This window comes from Kurthia massiliensis, from assembly GCF_000285555.1.
GTDB lineage: Bacteria > Bacillota > Bacilli > Bacillales_A > Planococcaceae > Kurthia > Kurthia massiliensis.
Genome location: NZ_HE611003.1, coordinates 12,807 through 34,836, shown reverse-complemented (window position 1 = coordinate 34,836; position 22,030 = coordinate 12,807). Strand labels below are relative to the sequence as shown.

The 22,030-nt window shown below is 38.8% G+C and carries 21 protein-coding genes; 15 read left to right on the top strand and 6 right to left on the bottom strand.

Going from position 1 to position 22,030, the window contains the following annotated elements; genetic code table 11:
* The first annotated feature begins 20 nt into the window (after nt 1-20).
* The 4 genes from KMHG_RS14740 (at nt 21) to KMHG_RS14725 (ending at nt 2,901) form a co-directional block, all read left to right on the top strand.
* Nucleotides 21-881 carry a CvfB family protein gene (locus KMHG_RS14740; protein ID WP_010290654.1) on the top strand — a complete coding sequence of 287 codons (861 nt, stop codon included), beginning with the start codon at nt 21-23 and terminating at the stop codon, nt 879-881.
* 88 nt (nt 882-969) lie between these two features.
* Entirely contained in the window at nt 970-1,908 is a 939-nt protein-coding gene (locus KMHG_RS14735; RefSeq protein WP_010290653.1) for a DUF1002 domain-containing protein, read from the top strand.
* Between the two features lie 117 nt (nt 1,909-2,025).
* Nucleotides 2,026-2,310, top strand: coding sequence for a GNAT family N-acetyltransferase (locus tag KMHG_RS14730; protein ID WP_010290652.1), 285 nt, complete (start codon nt 2,026-2,028; stop codon nt 2,308-2,310).
* Nucleotides 2,311-2,430: 120 nt separating this feature from the next.
* Entirely contained in the window at nt 2,431-2,901 is a 471-nt protein-coding gene (locus tag KMHG_RS14725) for a DUF4064 domain-containing protein (RefSeq protein ID WP_010290651.1), read from the top strand.
* Between the two features lie 35 nt (nt 2,902-2,936).
* Here the strand turns inward: KMHG_RS14725 and KMHG_RS14720 are convergent, their stop codons facing one another.
* Nucleotides 2,937-3,512 carry a TetR/AcrR family transcriptional regulator gene (locus KMHG_RS14720; RefSeq protein ID WP_010290649.1) on the bottom strand — a complete coding sequence of 192 codons (576 nt, stop codon included), beginning with the start codon at nt 3,510-3,512 and terminating at the stop codon, nt 2,937-2,939.
* Nucleotides 3,513-3,677: 165 nt separating this feature from the next.
* Between KMHG_RS14720 and KMHG_RS19465 the strand changes: the two genes are divergently transcribed.
* Entirely contained in the window at nt 3,678-4,235 is a 558-nt protein-coding gene (locus KMHG_RS19465) for a YbyB family protein (protein ID WP_010290646.1), read from the top strand.
* Between the two features lie 92 nt (nt 4,236-4,327).
* On the opposite strand, the gene scpC is transcribed toward KMHG_RS19465, so the two are convergent.
* Nucleotides 4,328-5,833 (bottom strand): succinyl-CoA:acetate CoA-transferase ScpC, encoded by a 1,506-nt coding sequence (scpC, locus tag KMHG_RS14710; protein ID WP_010290645.1) that lies wholly within the window; start codon nt 5,831-5,833, stop codon nt 4,328-4,330.
* 314 nt (nt 5,834-6,147) lie between these two features.
* Nucleotides 6,148-6,798 (bottom strand): LytTR family DNA-binding domain-containing protein, encoded by a 651-nt coding sequence (locus KMHG_RS14705; protein WP_010290644.1) that lies wholly within the window; start codon nt 6,796-6,798, stop codon nt 6,148-6,150.
* A 567-nt stretch (nt 6,799-7,365) separates the two neighbouring features.
* Here KMHG_RS14705 and KMHG_RS14700 point away from each other — a divergent pair.
* The 5 genes from KMHG_RS14700 (at nt 7,366) to KMHG_RS14680 (ending at nt 10,983) form a co-directional block, all read left to right on the top strand.
* The gene (locus KMHG_RS14700) at nt 7,366-8,151 is read left to right on the top strand and encodes an AraC family transcriptional regulator (RefSeq protein WP_010290643.1); all 786 of its coding nucleotides are present in this window, start codon (nt 7,366-7,368) and stop codon (nt 8,149-8,151) included.
* Nucleotides 8,152-8,255: 104 nt separating this feature from the next.
* Nucleotides 8,256-9,134 carry a membrane protein insertase YidC gene (yidC, locus tag KMHG_RS14695; protein ID WP_010290640.1) on the top strand — a complete coding sequence of 293 codons (879 nt, stop codon included), beginning with the start codon at nt 8,256-8,258 and terminating at the stop codon, nt 9,132-9,134.
* Nucleotides 9,135-9,197: 63 nt separating this feature from the next.
* Nucleotides 9,198-9,443, top strand: a complete 246-nt coding sequence (locus KMHG_RS14690) for a hypothetical protein (RefSeq protein ID WP_010290639.1) — start codon at nt 9,198-9,200, stop codon at nt 9,441-9,443.
* A 27-nt stretch (nt 9,444-9,470) separates the two neighbouring features.
* Complete coding sequence (locus tag KMHG_RS14685; protein ID WP_010290638.1) at nt 9,471-10,241, top strand: M15 family metallopeptidase; 771 nt, start codon at nt 9,471-9,473, stop codon at nt 10,239-10,241.
* A gap of 106 nt (nt 10,242-10,347) precedes the next feature.
* A complete protein-coding gene (locus tag KMHG_RS14680) occupies nt 10,348-10,983 on the top strand; it encodes a M15 family metallopeptidase (protein ID WP_010290637.1) in 636 nt (211 codons plus the stop codon).
* A 36-nt stretch (nt 10,984-11,019) separates the two neighbouring features.
* Here KMHG_RS14680 and cls read toward each other — a convergent pair whose 3' ends face one another.
* Complete coding sequence (gene cls, locus KMHG_RS14675) at nt 11,020-12,480, bottom strand: cardiolipin synthase (RefSeq protein ID WP_010290636.1); 1,461 nt, start codon at nt 12,478-12,480, stop codon at nt 11,020-11,022.
* Nucleotides 12,481-12,665: 185 nt separating this feature from the next.
* Between cls and KMHG_RS14670 the strand changes: the two genes are divergently transcribed.
* Nucleotides 12,666-14,057 (top strand): L-cystine transporter, encoded by a 1,392-nt coding sequence (locus KMHG_RS14670; protein ID WP_010290635.1) that lies wholly within the window; start codon nt 12,666-12,668, stop codon nt 14,055-14,057.
* Nucleotides 14,058-14,216: 159 nt separating this feature from the next.
* Here KMHG_RS14670 and KMHG_RS19460 read toward each other — a convergent pair whose 3' ends face one another.
* Nucleotides 14,217-14,354: an Lmo0850 family protein gene (locus KMHG_RS19460; protein ID WP_010290634.1), complete on the bottom strand. Its 138-nt coding sequence runs from the start codon at nt 14,352-14,354 to the stop codon at nt 14,217-14,219.
* 379 nt (nt 14,355-14,733) lie between these two features.
* Complete coding sequence (rodA, locus tag KMHG_RS14660) at nt 14,734-15,906, bottom strand: rod shape-determining protein RodA (RefSeq protein WP_010290633.1); 1,173 nt, start codon at nt 15,904-15,906, stop codon at nt 14,734-14,736.
* Between the two features lie 142 nt (nt 15,907-16,048).
* On the opposite strand from rodA, the gene KMHG_RS14655 reads away from it, so the two are divergent.
* The 4 genes from KMHG_RS14655 (at nt 16,049) to cshA (ending at nt 21,921) form a co-directional block, all read left to right on the top strand.
* The gene (locus tag KMHG_RS14655; RefSeq protein ID WP_010290632.1) at nt 16,049-16,810 is read left to right on the top strand and encodes a hypothetical protein; all 762 of its coding nucleotides are present in this window, start codon (nt 16,049-16,051) and stop codon (nt 16,808-16,810) included.
* A gap of 209 nt (nt 16,811-17,019) precedes the next feature.
* Nucleotides 17,020-18,084, top strand: coding sequence for a D-alanine--D-alanine ligase (locus tag KMHG_RS14650; protein WP_010290630.1), 1,065 nt, complete (start codon nt 17,020-17,022; stop codon nt 18,082-18,084).
* Nucleotides 18,085-18,101: 17 nt separating this feature from the next.
* Complete coding sequence (locus tag KMHG_RS14645; RefSeq protein ID WP_010290627.1) at nt 18,102-19,457, top strand: UDP-N-acetylmuramoyl-tripeptide--D-alanyl-D-alanine ligase; 1,356 nt, start codon at nt 18,102-18,104, stop codon at nt 19,455-19,457.
* Nucleotides 19,458-20,385: 928 nt separating this feature from the next.
* The gene (cshA, locus tag KMHG_RS14640; protein WP_010290625.1) at nt 20,386-21,921 is read left to right on the top strand and encodes a degradosome RNA helicase CshA; all 1,536 of its coding nucleotides are present in this window, start codon (nt 20,386-20,388) and stop codon (nt 21,919-21,921) included.
* Nucleotides 21,922-22,030: the final 109 nt, after the last annotated feature.

Here is a 22,030-nt window from a genome sequence, read left to right as displayed (position 1 = left end):
CAATTGAGAGGAGTTTTAAAATGACTGAATTATTATCAGGAGATGTTGTAACGCTTGTCGTGAAAGAGAAGCAAGCATCTCAATATATTTTAACAAACGATGAAACAGATGTACGTTTAAACAGTTCTGAAGTACTAGAGGAACTAAAAGAAAACGACCAAGTAAAAGTATTTTTATACGCTGACCGCCGCGGTGACTTAGCTGCGACGACAGCGATTCCACATATTACGAAAGATACGTTCGGCTGGGCACGCGTCATGCGTGTATCTCGTCACGACGGTGCGGTCATTGATATCGGTACGTCACGTGAAGTCATCGTCCCTGCAGAAGATTTACCAGTAATGGAATCTTTATGGCCAGAAGTCGGCGATCATTTATACGTTACATTACGTGTCGATTATAACGGTAACCTTTTCGGCCGTTTAGTAACAGAAGAACGTGTTATGGAATTATTCGAAGATGGCGAACCTGAGTTATTTAACCAAAATATCGTAGCGCGCCCATATCGTTTATTACCAATCGGTACGTTCCTTTTAGGTGTCGAAAAACCATACCGTATTTTCGTTCACCAAACAGAACGTGATGCAGAACCACGTTTAGGTTCAGACGTAAACGTACGTATTATCGAAGTTAAAGAAGATGGTACGATGAACGCATCTATGAAACCACGTGTATATGAACGCTTAACTGCTGATGCAGATCAAATCTTTACTTACTTACAAGAAGTAGGCGGCAAAATGCCATTTGGCGATAAATCATCACCAGATGAAATTAAAGATATGTTCAACATGAGTAAAGGTTCTTTCAAACGTGCATTAGGTACGTTAATGAAAGCTGGTCGTATCGAACAAGTTGATGGCTGGACAAAATTAAAAGACTAAATCACTGTGGACGAAAAAGTAGCAATGAAACTTTTTCGTCCTTTTTTGCGTAATATAAGCAAATGAGTTTTTAAGGGAGAGACGAACGATGAAAAAACGAGCATATGCGATCGTTGCAGCACTTTGCTTAACGACTGCAGCAGTGAGTGCTTCAGCAGTAGCAATGACAAGCTTTTCAAATACAGCATCAGCGGAAGTCGTCAACGAAAAACTAGGCGATCCAATCGTTGTATACGGTAGTTCTTTAAGCGCTGCTGAAAAAGAAACAGTGAAACAACAACTAGGCGTAGCAGGTACGGTGAAAGAAATTACTGTAACAGGTTCAGATATTGCGAAATATATTCAAAATGGGAATGCGTCAGCGCGTCTTTTCTCATCAGCTGAAATTACTCCAGAAGATGCAGGACATGGCATTGTCGTAGACATTAAAACACCACAAAACATTACGCAAGTAACTGCAGATATGTATTCAAATGCGATGTTAACAGCAGGTATTACGGATGCGAAAGTAGAAGTTGCTGCACCGAAACAAGTAACAGGCCACTCTGCACTTGCCGGTATTTATAAAGCGTACGAAGTATCAACAGGTGAAAAACTAGATACGGAACGTACAGATGTTGCGAACCAAGAGCTAGGTGTTGCGACGGATTTAGCGGAAAAATCAGGTGTCGATCAAGATAAAGTTAGTCAGTTATTAACGGAAATTAAACAACAAATCGCTGAACAAAAACCAGCAACGAAAGAAGAAGTCGCACAAATCGTTGACGATAAATTAAACGAGTTAAAAATTAGCTTAAGCGATGAAGACCGTCAATTGCTCGTTGACTTAATGAATAAAATTAGCAACTTAGACATTAACTTCGGCCAATGGTCAGATCAGTTAAACGATCTTGGCGGTAAGCTAACAGATTCAATTAACAATTTAAAAGATAGCGTGAATGAAAATACAGGCTTCTGGGATAAAGTTGTGAATTGGTTTAAAAACTTATTCGGCATGAATGACGATCAAGAAACAGAATCAAAATAACCTCAACACGACGTTGGTGCGACCAACGTTGTGTTTTTTTCATTTGCAGTCGTTTTAATATTGTATTTCCAAAATTTGTGATAAAATGACGATAATTTATAAAAGGAGTGAGGCGTAATGGAGTTTGAATTCACAAAACGCGGTGGCGAAGAATTTGCTTTCGAACATAAAGAAGGCGAAGTCGTCAATGCAGAAATTAGTTGGACACAATTAGGAGATGTAATGGTTGTCGATCATACATTTGTCGACGATTCACTACGTGGACAAGGCATTGCACGTCAATTAGTCGAGCGTGCTGCAGATTATGCGCGTGAGAAAAACTACAAAATTGAGCCCGTTTGCTCATACGTCGCATCAGCTTTTGAAAAGTCGACAGACTACGATGACATTAAAGTATCTTAATCGGATTTCACGCCTGCATGAACAGGCGTTTTTTTATTTTTTTAAAGCGGGTATAGATAATAAAACGCAACGATCAGCGTGACTTCGAAAGCATGTGACAGGGAGAAAGGGTGAAAACAGATGAACCGCACGATCGAAAAAATTTTAGCAATGATCGCGTCGATTTTAAATGTCTTCGGTATAGCAACGACAGGTATTATTATATTTAGCATTGATAGTCTTTTTAAAACAGATAGCGTGCAACAACAGCTATTTGATGATGTTCAACAGCGTACAGGCACCGAGCTTACATGGACAGATTTATACGACCTTTCACAAGTATTTGATGCTGTTAGTTGGTTCGTTATCGTCGTGCTAATTATTAGTTTAATTTTAGGGACAGCAGGCATGATTAAGTTAAATAGTGACACGCGCGTCGCTGGTATTTTATTTATCGGTGCTGGTATTTTTGCTTGCCTCGTATCAGTCCCATCTATTTTATATTACATTGCCGCCATTCTTTGTTTCACACGTAAAAAAGGTCAGCCACAAGAAGCGCCTGTCGGCAAAGAACAACGACATATTTCTAGCAATCACGAGCAAATCAAATAAAAAAGAAGCAGTGCATCGGCGCGCTGCTTCTTTTTTTATTCAAAAAATTTACCGCTAATAATACTGCTAATGACTTGCTTCACTTTGTCTGGCACAATCGTACGCTCATCTTGTTTTTGATAGATGACTAAATGTTGGATCATCGCAATTAATGCGCCAATCATACCGACTTGTAGTAACGTAATATCAAGTTCAGGAAAGGCACCTTTATCGATGCGTTTACGTACCTCTATATCTGCTTTCGTATCTTTATGGAAAAGTTCTAAATATGCTTCTGAAAGCTCAGGATATTTAGTCGATTCTCCGAATAAAATAATGTACTGTTGTAAATTATTTTCTACTTTTTCTAAAAAAAGTGCCGTCCAATGTTCTACTACTTCGACGTTCGTTAAGTTTGAATAATCGGTATTGTCTGTTACGAAATACGTCGGTTGAACAGAAGCGATTAACAAATCTTTTTTGCTTTTAAAATATTTGTACATCGCAGCTTCTGAAATACTTGCATTTTTGGCGATTTCAGCGGTAGATGTAGCATCATATCCTTTTTTATAAAATAACTCGCGCGCGACGCCTAAAATGCGCAGCTTCGTTAAATCTCCCTTTGATGGCATGCTCTACACTCCGTTTCAATGAACTAGTAATGTCACCATCTTAGCATAAAATGATAGTTCCGTAATGATTTCGTTAAATATTTGCAATAGATGTTATTGGTTAAAATGATTTCTATCAGGGTAATACATACATATACACATTGAATTTTACGGGAGGCTATTAAAATGGCGAAAAAAAATACGTTAATTATTGCAGGTCTTGCAGCAGGTGCTTATGCATACTTACGAAAAGCGGAAAATCGTGACAAAGCGATGGCTGCATTTAATAGTACGAAAGAGAAAGTCAATGAACTGTTAAGTCAAACTGCGGCGACATCTACAGATGAAAAAGATGTAGAAACAGTAGACGATCGTGAGCAAGTAGCGCACGGTGCAGATCCTGATACAGACCCGGACAGATCATATTATTTACGAGATCGCGATATGGTTGATGAAGGTGCTATGACGACGGTTCAATACTACAACGAAGGTAAACAAGAAGAAGTAGATGGTCCATCTGAACACGATAACGAAGAAAATAAAAATAAAACGACGCTTGATAGCGATAAACCATCGCCAAAAGTAGCGGCACCAAAATTAAACTACCGTCCAAACGGTCTTAACGATCAAGCGGAAGATGGCGTAAGCAACGAGCATCTTCGCGACCGTGATATGCTTTCAGAAGGCGGCGGCGCAGGAACGACTGTCCAATATTACAATGAACAACAAGAAAAAAATAAATAAAACAATACGAAAAAGCGACTTCCTTTTTGTTACGGTAAAAGGGAAGTCGCTTTTTTCATTTATATTGTCTTTTCATTCATCTATAAAAAGAACTATTGAGGTAACATTGTACCGTGTTCTGCCAAGTTGTTGTGGAATGAGAATGCTTTTGTTAGCATGTGAGGTGTTTGACCACCAACAGTTGCTTTTGCTTCCTCGAAGTAGTTGCGAAGTGCTTCTTTATACATTGGGTGTGCACAGTTTTCGATGATTAATTCCGCGCGTTCGCGAGGTGTTAAACCACGTAAGTCTGCGATACCTTGTTCAGTTACAACGACATCTACATCGTGTTCGTTATGGTCTACGTGAGAAACCATTGGGACGATTGATGAGATTTTGCCATCTTTCGCAACAGATTTTGTAACGAAAATTGATAGGCGACCAGCGCGTGCGAAGTCACCAGAACCACCGATACCGTTCATCATTTTGCTACCTGAAACGTGTGTTGAGTTGACGTTACCGTAGATGTCGAATTCAAGTGCAGTATTCATGCAAATTAAACCTAAACGACGGATGACTTCAGGGCTGTTAGAAATATCTTGTGGACGCAATACTAATTTGTCAGCGTATTCTTTTAAACGTGGAATCACTGTGTCCATTTTTTCACGAGATAATGTAAATGAACAGCATGATGCTGATTTTACTTTACCAGCGTCGATTAATTCGAAGACAGCATCTTGTAGTACTTCTGAGTATACTTCAAGGTCTTCAAATTCAGAATCAACCATACCTGCAAGTACAGCGTTAGCTACAGAGCCGATACCTGATTGCAGTGGTGCTAGTGTGTTTGTTAAACGGCCAGCTTTAATTTCTGAACGGAAGAAATCAAGTAAGTAGTTCGCCATTTGTTGTGTTTCAGCATCTGGTGCCACGATATTAGAAGGAGAATCTTCTTGTTCAGTGACAACAATTGCAACGACTTTATCCATGTCGAGTTTAATACCTTTAGCGCCAATGCGGTCATTCGCATGTAGGATTGGAATTGGACCACGTTCGCCTTGTTTTTCAGGAAGATAAATATCGTGTAGGCCTTCTAATTCTGCAGGAGCAGCAACGTTCAGTTCAATGATGACTTTGTCTGCTGATTCTACATAGATAGGAGAGTTACCGACAGATGTTGTTGGGATTAAGAAACCATCTTCAGTGATTGCAGTCGCTTCGATGATTGCTACATCAATTTTCATCGCACCTTGACGTAGGTACTCTGAAGTTACAGATAAATGTTGGTCGATAAAGCCAACGTCACCATTGTTAATGTGACCGCGCATTGTACGGTCAACTTGGAATGGTAAACGCTTACGTACGATACCAGCGTCAGACATTACTGCGTCAGTATCGAAACCAAGTGATGCACCTGTGTATACATCTACTTTAAAATCTTCTAGACCTTTTGCACGTTTTGCAAGTGCATGCGGTACAAACTTAGCGTCTCCGGCACGAGTAAAACCACTTAAACCAAGAGTATCGCCATTGTTGATTAGTGCAGCAGCGGCATCAGCAGACATAATTTTGTCTTCTAAGCCTGCATAGCGTAATCGTTCTTCGACTTTGCTAATCATTAAAATTGCCTTCTTTCTTCATTAGAAAAATACTGAATAAAAAGGGTAAACCCTCAATATGTCAATACTATCACCAAATTGTCACAATTTCTTTTTCTGTTAATTAAAAGGCGAAAATGTGTTCATTTAGAGAAAATTTAAGTCTGTTATAGCGTTTTTTGAATGTAAATGTGAACGAAATGTGACGTATAACAGATTTAGGAAATGAGATTGACATATAACAGTAATACGATTCATCAAGAAAATGCTACAAAAAAAGAGATTGGCATCGCGCCAATCTCTTTTCTGTATAGCAAATCGATGCTCTATTAATATTAGAAACCAAGAGAACGACGGAAGTAGCTTGCGTAACGTTGACTAACAGGAATGCGCGTACCGTCTTTCATGATTAATAAGAATGTAGAGTGTGAATCTGGTTGAATTTCATCGATGTAATCAATGTTAACAATATAAGAACGGTGACAACGAATAAATGTGTCAGGTGATAAGAATAGCTCAAGGTCGCTTAAGTTTAAGCGGTGGTAGCCTTCTTTTTTCATCGTTTTTACAAATGTTTTACGAAGTTGTGTTTCTAAGTAGATCACTTCATTGTGTTTTACTGGGTACCAGCAATCATCAATTTTAATTGTGATGTAGTTAGTTAAGAAAGGAGATGGCTTTTGAGGGAAGATTGCAGTGATTGCACCCTTCGTTTCGCCTTCTTCTAATAGTGGAATACTCATGCCGTAGTACGGTACACCGAACACGTCTGGTTCGATAAATGAGTTGATTTTTTGACCGTAATCAAGAGCTTTATGTGTTGCAGAGCCTTCTGGGATCTCTTCACCAGGCTTAATCTTTAAATCGATTTTTTTGCTTGGTTGATAGTATAGATACTTGTCTGTATCCGAGATGGCGATAGAAGTATTATCAGGGAAAAATTCTTTAATGACCTCTATTAATTCTTCGATTGATTTAGGATCCATTCCTACATACCTCGTTTCTTCCGATATCTTAAATTCATTTCATCCTGTCATAACATTTTACTATAGTTTGTTTCCAAAATTAAGTACTTAAAATAAATTTGCTTCATCAATCTGCAAAATAATGTGGTATTAACGAGAAATTTTATGTTTGATTGCAGAATGATACTCAGTTAGTATAGCATTTAAAGCTTGAAAATACGCCATATATATATGGAAAATTCAGAAAAAATAATACTCGATGAAAAAATGAAGCAAAAGACACTCACATCTTAACAAAAAAATGATATTTTGTCGACTTATGTAGAATGAACTATAATAAGTTTCATTAATAATAAAAATTACATAAATTTTTTCAAATAGTACCTTTTCCTTTACTGCATAATATTGTATAATTTTTATAAAAATCACTCAATTACTTTGTAAATTATTTAAGTATAACGACCTAAACGGCGGATTTTATAAAAAATTAGGGCGCTACTTACTATACAAAACTTGATACTTTTTTCATTTATTGAGGATTAAGGGTTAATACAAAATGCGTATTTTTCAGAAAGATGGGGATTCTATATGTTACAACACCAATATTCTATCTCAGAAGCTATTTCAAAGCGTTATTTCCAAGAAATCGAAGTTATGAATCGTTACGATGGAATTGAAAAGTTTTATGAAGTCGAAGCACAGCTAATCAGAGAAATTTATCAATTGGAAACGGATGCGGCGAAAGAATCATTACGTAACCTAATTGATATTTTATCAGAGCGCGCAGGCAAGCACTTCTTCCGCGCGATTCGTCACTACTTTATTATTTTATCTTCAGTTGTGACACGTAAGTTAATCGACAACCAAGCACCACTTAAAAAAGCATTTGCTTTTAACTCAGCATGCGTACAAATGGTTGATGAGCGCATGAATGATGCAGAATTTTTACAATTTGCTGACGATTTAATTGAGTTTTACATCTATGTGATCTCTGAGCGTAAACAACCTTCTTACAAACACCAAACAGTGAACAAAGTCATCATGTTTATCGATGATGAAGTCGAAACAGATTTATCTGTTGAAGATATTGCGCAACACTTTTCAATTAGTACGAGCCACTTATCTCGTATTTTCAAAGAGCACGTTGGTATTACATTAGTCGAATATTTAAACGTACGTCGCGTTGAAGAATCTCAATACTACTTACGCCACACGAATAAAAGCATTTCAAGCATTTCAGAGCAATTCCATTTCTGCAATCAAAGTTATTACACACGTATCTTTAAAAAATATGTCGGTTTGACGCCGAAGCATTTCCGCGATCAACCGGATTACGAATATTTCCGTTTCCAACTACCAGAGCGTTTACTGTAGTCGTAAAATATTCATAAAATGACACCTACTATAATTTGATAAGTACCGTATAAATACGGTATACTTCACTATAGTTTTAAAAAAATGATGTAGGTGAAAAAATAGTGAAGAAAATAGGCTTACTTTCAATACTTGGACTAGCCCCATTCTTATTAGCAGGTTGTGAATCAATCGAGAATGGTACAGGCTTTTTCTACAAAACGTTTGTTAAACCTATGGAATTCCTGCTTGATTTCTTCGGCAATACATTACTCGATGGCGGTTACGGTGGCGCAATTATTATCATCACAGTCATTATTCGTTTAATTTTAATGCCATTCATGCTGAAAACGTACAAAAATCAACAAGGTATGAAAGCGAAAATGGATAAGCTTCGTCCAGAAATGGAAGCTATCCAAAAGAAATTAAAAGCAGCGTCTTCTAAGGAAGAACAAATGGCACTTCAACAAGAAATGATGGGGCTTTATAAGAAATACGATGTGAATCCATTAAATATGGGTTGCCTACCGATGATTATTCAAATGCCAATCATCATGGGCTTATACTATGCAATTCGTTATTCTGAAGATGTACAAGCTCACACATTCTTATGGTTCAAACTTGGTGATACAGATATCATCATGACGTTAATTGCCGGTGCGATTTACTTCTGGCAATCAAAAGTGTCAATGGCAAATATGCCAGCGCAACAACAAGCACAAATGAAAATTATGATGTTCATTTCTCCGATTATGATCATGGTGATTTCATTCTCTAGTATTAGTGCATTACCACTTTACTGGTCGGTTTCAGGTTTACTGTTAGTCATCCAAACATATATTGGTCGTATGTTATATCCACCATTAGATGAAGATGGGAATCCGATTAAAAAAGAGAAAAAAGCAGCAGTAATTGACGCGGCAGCTTCTGAAGTTCCAGAAGAAAAACGTAAATTAACACCTGCTGAACGTGCAGCAAAAGCGCAAAAGAAAAAGAAAAAATAATGTATAATAGGTCAGAGTGTTAGCGCTCTGATCTATTTTTTTTGAGGAGGTGTTATACATACAGTGGACATTCAAAAAGTGACAGGTATCGTAACCGTTGTGGCGAGTGTGCTGGCAGTTGTATTTTTATTCAAACAGCAGTTTAACATCGCAGTCGCATTGATCGCATTTACGTTTACATTAACGAATGCGTTACGTGCAAAAGATATGAATGCGAAAGGATACGTCAAAGAAGCAAAAGTGATGCGTTTTGTGGCGATTTTCTTTAGTATTTTAACGATTTTAGCGATCGTATCATTATTCTTTTAATATAGTTGAAGTCAGGAGATGGGTGTAGTGAAGAAGTCATTAATTAAATTTCCGATAGTAGCACTTGCAGCGAGTGCAATGTTATTAGCAGCATGTGGGGATGAAGAGACAGCAACGCCAAAAAAGACAACTGAGCAGACGACAGAAACGGCAGCGCAATCAGAAGAAACATCAACAGAGACGACTGAAGAAGAAGCAACAGAAACAGAAGAAACAATTGATGAACCAGAGCGTGACGCAGGTGGATATATTATCGACCAAGAACCTGCAACAGAAGTAAAAAAAGTAGATGGGATCGTGCTAGCGAATAAACGTTACCCGATGCCTTCAGATTATGCACCAGGAGAAAGTGCAGAAGCACGTAGCGCATTTGAAAAATTAAATGCGGAAGCGAAACAAGCTGGCTATACGTTCAATGCATTTAGCACATACCGCAGTTACGAGCGCCAAAATGAACTATATAACAATTATGTAGCAAAAGATGGTCAAGAAGCAGCGGACCGTTATAGCGCACGACCAGGATTTTCAGAACACCAAACAGGTCTTGCATTTGATATCGGTGATGTGAACAATCCGGGAGACTACGCATCGAATCGTTTCGGCGAAACAGAAGCTGGCAAATGGCTTGCGGACAATGCACATAAATATGGTTTCATTATGCGTTATCCTGACGGTAAAGAAGACATTACTGGTTACATGTATGAATCATGGCATTTCCGTTATGTTGGCGTAGATATTGCGACAGAAATTTATAATAATGACAGTACACTTGAAGAATATTTAGGTGAACAAGGCTAACACCAATTCTAGGAACACATTCGTTTTTCGTATGAAGCACCATCGGTTGTTTTAAACAAAAGAGCGCATTGTTGTTCCTAGTTTTTTCATAAATGGAGGGAATGGGATGAAAAAATTATTAGCACTTGCACTTGCGGCGACGATGCTCGTACCGACGACGGCTGCGGTCGCTGCTGAAAAAGGCAGCGGTGGGTATACAGTAGGACAAAAGTTGCCGAAAAAACCGACTGTCATTAACGGTATTTTACTCGTTAATAAAAGTTATCCACTGCCTAAAACATACGCACCAGGGGAAAGTAAACAAGCACGTAGCGCCTTTATACGTTGGCAAAAAGCTGCAAAACAAGCAGGGTATTCGATGACAGCTTTCAGCACGTATCGTTCATACAGTTATCAAAGTACGTTGTATAATCGTTACGTCAAAAAGGACGGTAAAAAGGCGGCCGATCGTTATAGCGCACGACCAGGTTATTCAGAGCACCAGACAGGCTTAGCGTTTGATATCGGCAACCCGTACCAAACAGCATACTACGCGTCTGAAAAATTCGGGACGACGAATACTGGTAAATGGGCTGCAAAAACAGCGCATAAATATGGTTTTATTATGCGCTATCCGAAAGGGAAAGAAAAAATAACAGGGTACATGTATGAACCTTGGCATTTCCGTTATGTCGGCAAATCGACAGCTACGAAAATCTATAAGCAACAAGTGACATTAGAGCAATATTTAGGGGTACAATAATGAAAGAGCACTCGCAAATAGCGAGTGCTCTTTTGTTTATAAAATAGGAGATAATAACCTTGAAATCGACTCTTTCCATTTAATCCATTTCGAGCGCTGTGCATACAATGTCGGCGTTAGTTCGTGTGAATATAACATGTCGCGCTCAAACAGTTCCGCGAGTTGATGCGAGACGTTTCGGTCGTAAATAAACGCGTTCACTTCAAAATTTAATTTAAAACTACGTGCATCGATATTTGCCGTACCGACTGTAGACGCTTCATCGTCAATGACGATCATTTTCGTATGCAAAAAGCCGTTATCATAAATATAAATGCGCGCCCCCGCTTCAAGCAATTCACCGACGTTCGAGTACGTTGCCCAGTAGACGAAAGGATGGTCGGGTTTGTTCGGAATCATAATGCGGACGTCGATACCGGATAAAGCTGCAATGCGTACAGCGTCCATAAAGCTGTCGTCTGGAATAAAATACGGCGTCTGAATGTAAATATATTTTTTGGCCATGTTAATTAATTTTAAGTAACCACTTTTAATTTGTTCCCAATCAGAATCGGGCCCACTCGAAACGATTTGCAAACCGACTTCACCTTTTCGTGAAATCGTCGGGAAAAAGTGATCTTCATATTGTAAATCTTTGCGGTCAGACGCTTGATTCCAATCGAGTAAAAATCGCGTTTGCAGTGGATGAACCGCACTTCCTTCAATACGTAAATGTGTGTCTCGCCAATAACCAAACTTCGGATCGAGACCTAAATATTCGTCGCCGACATTAAAGCCACCGATATAACCGACGCGTCCATCGATAATGACGAGTTTACGGTGATTTCGGTAATTGAGGCGCGGATTTACGAGAGGTAAAATCGACGGGAAGAAAATTTCGACTTCGCCCCCGTAGCGCATCAATTGTTTGAAATGTCTTTTATGAACGCCACGCGAACCCATATCATCAAACAACAGGCGTACTTTAACACCTTTTTTCGCTTGTTTAATGAGCGCGTCTAAAATGCGTTCACCGAGATGATCGAGACGGAAAATATAATATTGAATATGAATATTCGTTTTCGCCTGCAAAATATCTTGTATTAATCGTTCGAACTTTTCATGCCCATCATCGAACACTTCAACGGCGTTATCTTGCGTTAAAACGGCGTGGTTGTTGACGAGGTGCATATAAATGAGTTCTTTATAATGTGCCGCGTCGGTTAAGCGATATTCAAATGTTTTCGATTTAATCGCTGCGATTTGATAGTCGACGAGCGTATCAATACCGATTTTTTTACGGCCTTCCCACCGAAATAAATGGCGTTGGCGCAATCGTCTTCCGAACAGTAAATAAATAAGGAAGCCAGCAATCGGTAAGAAAAAGAGCACTAAAATCCACGCCCATGTAGAAGAAGGTTCTCGACGTTCAAAGAAAATAATAATGGCCGCTAACACGAAATTAATAAATAAAATCATCGATCCGGTCATCGATAATATGTAGCTGAATTCTGACATAACAAGCCTCCTCCGATATGTACTTCCCTTTATATATAGCCTATTGTGGGCAACAAATAACTAAAAAAACAAATCTTCCTATTAAACCAACTTGACTAATAAGAATTAATGGATTAATATATGGCTTGTTACAATATTTCATTATGAAAAACAATTTATGTACTTATACACTAGGAGGCAATAACATGGACATCGTTTTAGTTCTTGTGAATGTTGCTGTGTTACTCGTTTTATTAGCACTTTTATTTAAAATGAACAAAAAACACGTCTCATTCTCAAAACGTGTGTTTACCGGTTTAGGTCTTGGGATTCTATTCGGTTTAGCATTACACTTTATTTATGGCGTCGATTCAAATGTAACGATGACAACGACAGATTGGTTTAGTATCGTCGGTAGTGGTTATGTGAAATTACTACAAATGGTTGCCATGCCACTTGTATTTATTTCAATCGTTGCGGCCTTTACAAAAGTCGTAGCAGGTAAAAGCTTCGGTAAATATGCAATCATCATCTTAGCGATGCTTGTCGGCACAACAGCGGTTGCCGCATCAGTCGGTATCGCATCAGCATTATCATTCAACTTAGATGGTTCATCTTTAGTCGGTGGCGATGCAGAACAAGCACGTGGTCAAGAAATCGTCGCGAAGTCAGATGAAATGGGCGACAAAACAATGCCTCAACAAATCCTTGAATTCATTCCAGCGAATCCATTCTTAGATCTAACAGGCGCACGTCCATCTTCAACAATTGCAGTCGTTATTTTCGCCGTATTTATCGGTTTCGCTTATTTAGGCTTAGTACGCAAAGACAGCGAACATGCGGGCTACATTAAAAAAGCTATCGATACAATTTATGCATTAGTGATGCGTATCGTGACACTCGTTTTACGCTTAACACCATTCGGTATTTTAGCGATTATGACGAACACAGTCGCAACATCAGATTTCAATGCAATTTACAACATGGGTAAATTCGTTATTGCTTCATACGTCGCATTAATCGCGATGTTTATCATTCACTTAGTGATTGTGGCACTTACAGGTATGAGTCCACTCACATACGTGAAAAAAGTAGCTCCAACGTTATTATTTGCGTTTACATCACGTTCAAGTGCTGGAACACTACCAATGAACATCGAAACGCAACGTAAACGCTTAGGCGTACCAGAAGGCATTGCAAACTTTGCAGGTTCATTCGGGGTATCAATCGGTCAGAACGGTTGTGCTGGTGTGTATCCTGCGATGCTTGCAGTGATGATTGCACCAAGTGTGGGCATCAATCCTTTTGAATGGCAATTTATTTTAACGTTAATTGCAATCGTTGCAATTAGCTCATTCGGGGTTGCAGGTGTCGGCGGTGGCGCGACATTCGCAGCAATCATCGTATTGTCTGCAATGGACTTACCAGTTGCACTTGCAGGTATTTTAATTTCAGTCGAACCATTAATCGATATGGGTCGTACAGCATTAAACGTTAATGATTCAATGGTTGCCGGCTTGACAACAGCACGCGCAACAGGCGAATTGGATCGTGACACATACAATTCAAAAGAAGCTCAAGATTTAGCAGAGCTTTAATTGTTTCCAAACAGGGATGGGAATTGAACGGGAAAAACGCAGCGTGTGGGGATACGCTGCGTTTTTATATGGACGAAAAAAAGGAACTGCAATGAGGCAGTTCCTTTTCGTTATGTATAAAAGAAAAAAACTCCGACATGGTCGAAGCAAATTCAATCATTAGTTTTGAGTTTGCGGAGTTGATTTCGGTGGGGCAAGTGTTTTAAGCATTTCTAAGCGAGATTTAGTTTTCGTTGCCTTTACGCCTAATTTAGACAAATTCGAAATAATTTTTGTAATATCAACTTCTTTTGTCATATGAGCCACCTCAATTCATTCGTTTTATAATAAGACGCTAAAAGAAAAACAGAAGTTTCAGCGTTTTATTTGACAAAGCTGTTATTAGTACTATCATAACATGATTTACATAGTTAGAGTTTTTCAAAATTGTTACATTCGTAAAGTTTTGTGCGGTTATAAAAAACAGCGAAAATGTCTAGAAGTTAAGTCATTACAGCAACGAAAGCAATGTTTCTGTATTATGTATTCCCCGAAATTTTGTTAAAACACCTCGTTTTTTAAAAATATACGCGACGGTACAATTTTTTAATATTTTTACCTATTTTACGAAAAATTCATGGTTTTTTTGTGGAGAAAAAAAGAAACCTCACTTTTTGAAAGTAAGGTTTCTCTACAATTAATCATCGCGACCGAACATGTATGTGTGATGATGGAATTTCATACTGAAGACGAGGCCGAGCGCGAACGCATTCCCCATCATCGAACTACCACCGTAACTAATGAATGGTAGTGGAATACCTGTGATTGGTAACACTTGCGTTGTCATACCGATATTTTCTAACACATGGAACGTAATCATAGCGATAATCCCCGCACATACGTATGTACAGAATGGATCTTTCATTTGAAGCGTTAATTTCGTTAAGTGATAGATTAAGAAGAAGAATAAGACGATCACGGCACTACAGCCAATGAATCCCCATTCTTCACCGATGATACTGAAAATGAAGTCGGTATGGTTTTCCGGCACGTATACTTCGTGTCCTTTATACCCTTTACCGAATACTTGACCGCTTCCGATTGCATTTAGTGATTTCACTAAGTGATAACCATCACTAGAAGAATATGAGTAAGGGTCTAACCAAGAATAAATACGGGCGAATTGATAAGGTTTTAAACCGAGTGCTGTATTTAAAAATTCTTGTTTATAAAGCGCCATCCAAAGTAGCGTACCACCGATAGCAACTGCGCCAACGACGATCGGTAAAATGATGCGCCAAGCGATACCAGCGACTAATACAAGTGCGGCAGTAATCGCTAAGAATACTAAACTTGTACCAAGGTCAGGCTGTTTTAAAATAAATGCTAATGGCACAATTAATGTTAAAGCAATTTTCCCAAGTAAAATGAAGTCTGATTTGATCGTTTTATTAGGATATAATTCATGGTGTTTCGTTACGACACGGGCGAGTGCGAGAATATAGAACGTTTTCATAAACTCGGACGGTTGAATATCGGCAAAGCCTAAGTGGAACCAACTTTTCGCACCGTTACGTGGTTCAGTCAGCTTACCCGGTGTAACCATTAAGACTAACAGTAAGAAAATACCGAAGCCATATAAATACCAAGCCATCTTTTTATATTGCTCTGGCTCGAAATACATCATCACAGAGATGATACATGCGGCAACAAAGTACCAGAACAATTGCTTTGGTACGAAGTTTGTTGCGTATTGACCAGACATTTGCGCGGCAGAGATTGCCGTCAAACTGACAACACAAAATAAGGCTATAATGAAGATTAACGTCCAATCTAAACGATCGAAGAAATTTTTTCGATTGTTATTCATATTTGCCACCTAATATTAATTATTTCACTTACTCATTATAGCGTATTTCATTGTATCACGCTTGTGCATAAAGATGTGACGAAATCGAATCACAAATGTTTCAAAATCTTGCATTTCAATCTATAATATAAAGAGGAATGGGGTGATCGACTTGGCAAAGAAAATGCGAGCTGCTGATGATTTTTTGCATCATTTATATGTGCACGTTAATGAGTTGAATCAATTTGTGGTATTAAGCGGTTTAAAATTTCACGAATTTGCTTCCTCAGTCGGTCCGCTTCAAAATATTTTGCTACTGAAAAATGAGTTCGAAGATGGCTCATTCAATATGCATACACGTCTAGGCTTCGTAGATAGTAAAAGTATGCCATATTTTGCAAAAAAAATTTCTGACTCCCGTCAGGATTTATGCTGGATCGATTTTGTAGACGAGAAAAGGTTAAACTTATTAACGCCGCAAGAACAGGCGGAGCTTCTATACATAGGGCATAAAAAAGAGCCACTACGCACGCCGTTTTATCACCAATTACAAAATAAATACGTATATTTAGAAAACAAAGAAGAACAATATACAAAAATTTATTTTAGCAATTTAGAGGATAATGATCGCCTCGTCGTCAACGTCTTCAACAACGTCATTCAGTTGAAGGAACGCCAAACGAGCTTTTGGCGCCGACGCGTCGCGACCGTCATGCCACACTTTACGATGGATGTGTGCGATACATTTCGTGAGCATATGAAAGATGGTGCGCTCTTTTCGATGTATCGTATTGAAAAACCGACAGTCGCTTATGTATTAGAAGTACGTAATGTTGCAGATATTCATTTCGCAGATGAGATTTGGGACGATTTAAATACGTTATTAAAACAAAAACCAGATGGCGTACTTGAAGTACATAAATAGTACACATTGATGTTTACGCGTTTGATTCCTTTCGACATATGATAGGAATCTTTTTTTACGTTTTTTTTATGAAAATCGGCGAGAGAGTGCTATGATAAGTAATGATATTTTGCGCAAGTTCGCGTGAAACTTGATCCGATAGAAATCGTCCTATTCAATTCCAGGACATTCGTTCGTACGACCAACTATAATTTGGAGGAACTAACATTATGAATAAAAAATTAGGCTTATTATACGGCGGTAAATCTGCAGAGCATGACGTATCATTATCTACAGCAAAAGCTGTTACACAAGCATTAAACTTTGAAAAATACGATATTTTCCCAGTGTTTATTACACGTGACGGTGAATGGCGCGTCGGTGACCAATTAACAGCACCTGCTGAGTCAGTAGAACAACTTGCGTTCACGCGTGAAACAGCGACTGAAAATGACGTTACAGAATTTTTAACTTCTTTAAAAGAACGTAAATTTGACGTTGTATTCCCATTACTTCACGGTACAAATGGTGAAGACGGTACAGTACAAGGTTTCTTAGAAGTATTAAACTTACCTTACGTTGGTAACGGCGTATTAGCTTCTTCAGCTGGTATGGATAAAGTATCAATGAAACAATTATTCGAAATCGCTGGACTTCCACAAGTACCTTACACATATTTCATCCGCAACGATTGGAATAAACAACAAGACGCATTAATCGCTGAAATGGAAGAAAAATTAACGTACCCAATGTTCGTCAAACCTGCGAACCTTGGTTCAAGTGTCGGCGTATCAAAAGCAGACGATCGCGAAGCGTTAATCAAAGCGGTAGAAGTTGCTTTAAAATATGACCGTAAAATCGTCGTAGAAACCGGCGTCGTTGCACGCGAAGTAGAAATGGCCGTATTAGGTAATGACGAGCCAGAAACATCTGTACCTGGTGAAATCAAACCGAAAACAGCTTTCTATGACTACGACTCAAAATATAACGATGATTCAACAGATTTATTAATCCCTGCTCCTGTAACAGATGACGTACAAGCACAACTATCTGATATGGCAAAACGCGCCTTCAAAATTTTAGATGGTGCTGGTTTAGTACGTGCTGATTTCTTCGTTACGGCTGAAAACGACATCTTCATCAATGAAGTAAACACATTACCAGGTTTCACACCTGTCAGCATGTACCCAATTCTTTGGAAAAACACAGGTCTTCCATACAGCGACTTAATCGAAAAATTAATTAGCCTAGGTATCGAACGCCACGCTGAAAAACAACAACTTCAATATCAATAAGAGAGAGGTCCTTTCCAATGAAAAAAACGTTAAATGACATCGCTCGTTGGTTAGATGCGGATCAAACGTTTGAAGATATTACTGTAACAGGTGTATCGATCAATACACGTACGCTACAACCTGGTGATTTATTTATCCCGTTCCGTGGTGAAAATACAAATGGTCATAAATATGTCGCACAAGCTTTTGAAGCAGGTGCTGCGGCTGCATTTTGGCAAAAAGATGAGCCGAACCCACCGAAAGATGTACCACTTATTTTCGTCGACGATGCAGAAGAAGCGCTTCAACAAATGGCGCGTGCTTATCGTGCAGAACATAAAGCGACATTTATCGCGGTAACAGGCTCAAATGGTAAAACGTCTACGAAAGATTTAATCGCAGGAACGCTTAAACCTTATTACAAAGTGCAAAAAACAGAAGGTAACTACAACAACCAATTAGGTTTACCACTAACGCTACTTAGCTTAGATGAAGATACACAGTTTGCGGTACTTGAAATGGGTATGGACGGCTTCGGTCAAATTGAGTTATTAACAAAAATGGCGAAACCACATTATGCGGTCATTACAAATATCGGTGAAGCGCATATGGAAGCATTAGGTTCTCGTGAAGGTATCGCAAAAGCGAAGTTTGAAATTACAATGGGCCTACAAGCTGACGGTAAGTTTTTCTATGATGGCGACGAACCATTGCTAACACCACTTGTTGAAGCGGCAAACTTAAATGCCATCTCATTCGGTTTAGAAGCGAGCGACGATTTATACGCGGCAAACATTACCGAAACAGCAGCTGGTAGTACGTTTAACGTGCACGGCTTATTAGAAGATAAATTCTTTATTTCTGTTCTAGGTCGTCACCAAGTAAAAAATACGCTAATCGCCATCTTAATCGCGCAAGATATCGGTTTAACGAACGACCAAATTCGTGCAGCATTAAAAGGAGTACAACTCACAAACATGCGTATGCAATTAGTTGAAGGTAAAAATGATGTATTATTCATTAACGATGCTTACAACGCCGCACCAACGTCAGTACGTGCAGCGCTAAACTTCGTTGAACATGCGACGATGCGTCAAGATAAATGGGTCGTGCTTGGCGATATGTTAGAGCTTGGTACGTTAGAGCGCGAATATCATGAAAATATTGCCGATGACTTAAATGTCGAAGCGATTCATCACGTATGCTTATTCGGTCCACGTATGGAAGCGTTATATGCAAAACTTCAAGGTAAAGTCGATGTCATTTGGAGCGCGGACGATTATGCACCAATTATCGAAAAACTTGAAGCCGAAGCATCAGCGGATTCTTTAGTATTACTAAAAGGTTCACGCGGTATGGCACTTGAAAATGTGTTAAATGCTTTTGTGAAATAAAATAAACATCAGAGCAGTTGATTTTTTCAACTGCTCTTTTTTTATAGGCGGGAGCCAGTTATATAGATTGTGATATGAACATCGTGTAGTAAACTGCATGTCATTGTCAGTGACGCAGCTTTTCGTTAGCAAGGCGCATGAACAATTTAGTCGGCGAAAAAATTCCGACGTAAAACAACAATTTTTTGATCTTAGACAATTGCTTCAAGAACTGAAAAATGACTATGTAACGGACAATATCACCTCATAACGTTATGATGAACAAATATTGTACGCACCGGTTATATTTCTGTTTTCATTTTCAAACGTAAAAAAATGGTGCGTCTCTACTATAGAAAAACGATACATGCGTTATTTTTAGTGCAACGGAATCAAATCGCTTCGGCCCACGTTATACGCTAGTTTGGATTAGTACGCATATTGATGTGACAAAGTGAGATTTATTATTTTAAAAGTAGGAAGCATTGCATTTGTGATCGCGACGACTTTTCGACATCGTCTACGAAAATGTTGAAATTTTTAATGGCATAATATAATTTTCAGAAAATTCGAATCAATTGTTATTCGTTGCATATCGATAATGCGCATGATAGAATATTTAAAGCAATGGATACATTTTGTATGAGACTCTCCCGGTTCTGATATGTGGAGAGTACTTTTTTTTGAACATTAACGGTCAATGATGATAAGGTTTTATACCTTCGAATTAAACCGCTCGGCAAAGTCCGGGCTTTATTTTATATAAACATGGCACTGTGATGACTTAAGCGCACATGATGAATAACGATCATATGATCGACATAGATCACAGTAACGTATAAGCGTTCAGGATATTAAAATCCTAAACATGAGGCTCGATTTGCCCTATTTTCATCTGAAAATGTAACCATTTGTCAACTGACACTTAACTAAAAGGAGAATGAGAAGTTTGACAAATTTTTCAGAATTAAATATTAGCGAATCTACACTTAAATCCCTAGAACGTATGGGATTTGAAGAAGCAACACCAATCCAAGCAGGTACTATTCCACTAGCTGTAGAAGGTCATGACATTATCGGTCAAGCACAAACAGGTACTGGTAAAACTGTAGCTTTCGGTGTTCCATTAATTGAAAAAGTAGATCCTAAAGAAGCTGCTGTCCAAGCATTAGTAATTGCACCAACTCGTGAATTAGCGATCCAATGTTCTGAGGAGCTACACAAAATTGGTTATGGCAAACGCTCTAAAATTTTATCTGTGTACGGTGGCCAAGATATTAGCCGTCAAATCCGCGCACTTAAAAACAAACCACAAATTATCGTCGGTACACCAGGTCGTATTTTAGACCACATTAAACGCCGTACGTTAAAATTAGAAAACGTTAAAACATTAGTTTTAGACGAAGCTGATGAAATGTTAAACATGGGATTCATTGAAGATATCAATGCAATCTTAGAAAACGTTCCAGCTGAACGCCAAACACTTTTATTCTCTGCAACAATGCCTCCAGCAATCCGTAAAATTGCTGATACATTCATGACAGAGCCACAAAGCGTAAAAATTAAAGCGAAAGAATTAACAGTGGATAACATTGAACAATTCTTCGTGAAATCACAAGAACGTGAAAAATTCGATATTTTATCTCGTTTATTAAACGTTCAAAAACCAGAACTTGCAATCGTATTCGGTCGTACTAAACGTCGTGTTGATGAATTATCACACGCACTTAGCATCCGCGGTTACATTGCTGAAGGTATCCACGGTGACCTTTCTCAAGCAAAACGTCTTTCTGTATTACGTCAATTCAAAGAAAATAAAATTGATGTATTAGTAGCAACAGACGTAGCTGCTCGTGGTCTTGATATCTCAGGCGTAACACACGTTTACAACTTCGATATTCCACAAGATCCAGAATCTTACGTTCACCGTATCGGTCGTACTGGCCGTGCCGGTAAATCAGGTGTAGCGGTAACATTCGTAACACCACGTGAAATGAGCTACTTACGTATCGTAGAAGAAACTACGAAAAAACGTATGACACCACTTAAGCCACCAACTGCTGATGAAGCATTAGTTGGCCAACAAGAGGTAGCTGTTGAACAATTAAAAGCAATCGTTGAGAAAAATCATTTAAGCAACTACCGTCAAATGGCTGAAGAGCTATTAAAAGACGGCGATGCAGTTGATTTCGTAGCAGCAGCGATTAAATCATTAACAAAAGAACCAGATGATACACCGGTTAAAATCTCTGAAGAACGTCCACTTCCAATGCGTCGTGGTGGCGGTCATGGCGGTAACCGTAATGGTGGCGGCCGTAACCGTAACTTCCGTGGTAACCGTAACGGTGGTGGCGGAGATCGCCGTCGTCGCGAAGGTGGCGACCGTCGTCGTCGTGAAGGCGGAAATGGTGGACAAGGTGGCGACCGTCGTCGTCGCGAAGGCGGAGAACGTCGTCGTCCACGCCGTGACAACAACGAAGGCTAATCATCATTTAATGAAAGAGTCTATGCGTATGCATAGGCTCTTTTTTTGTATGCTCAAACATGAAAAAATAAAGCGGGTATGAGACACTGTGAATAACAAAATAGGAGGG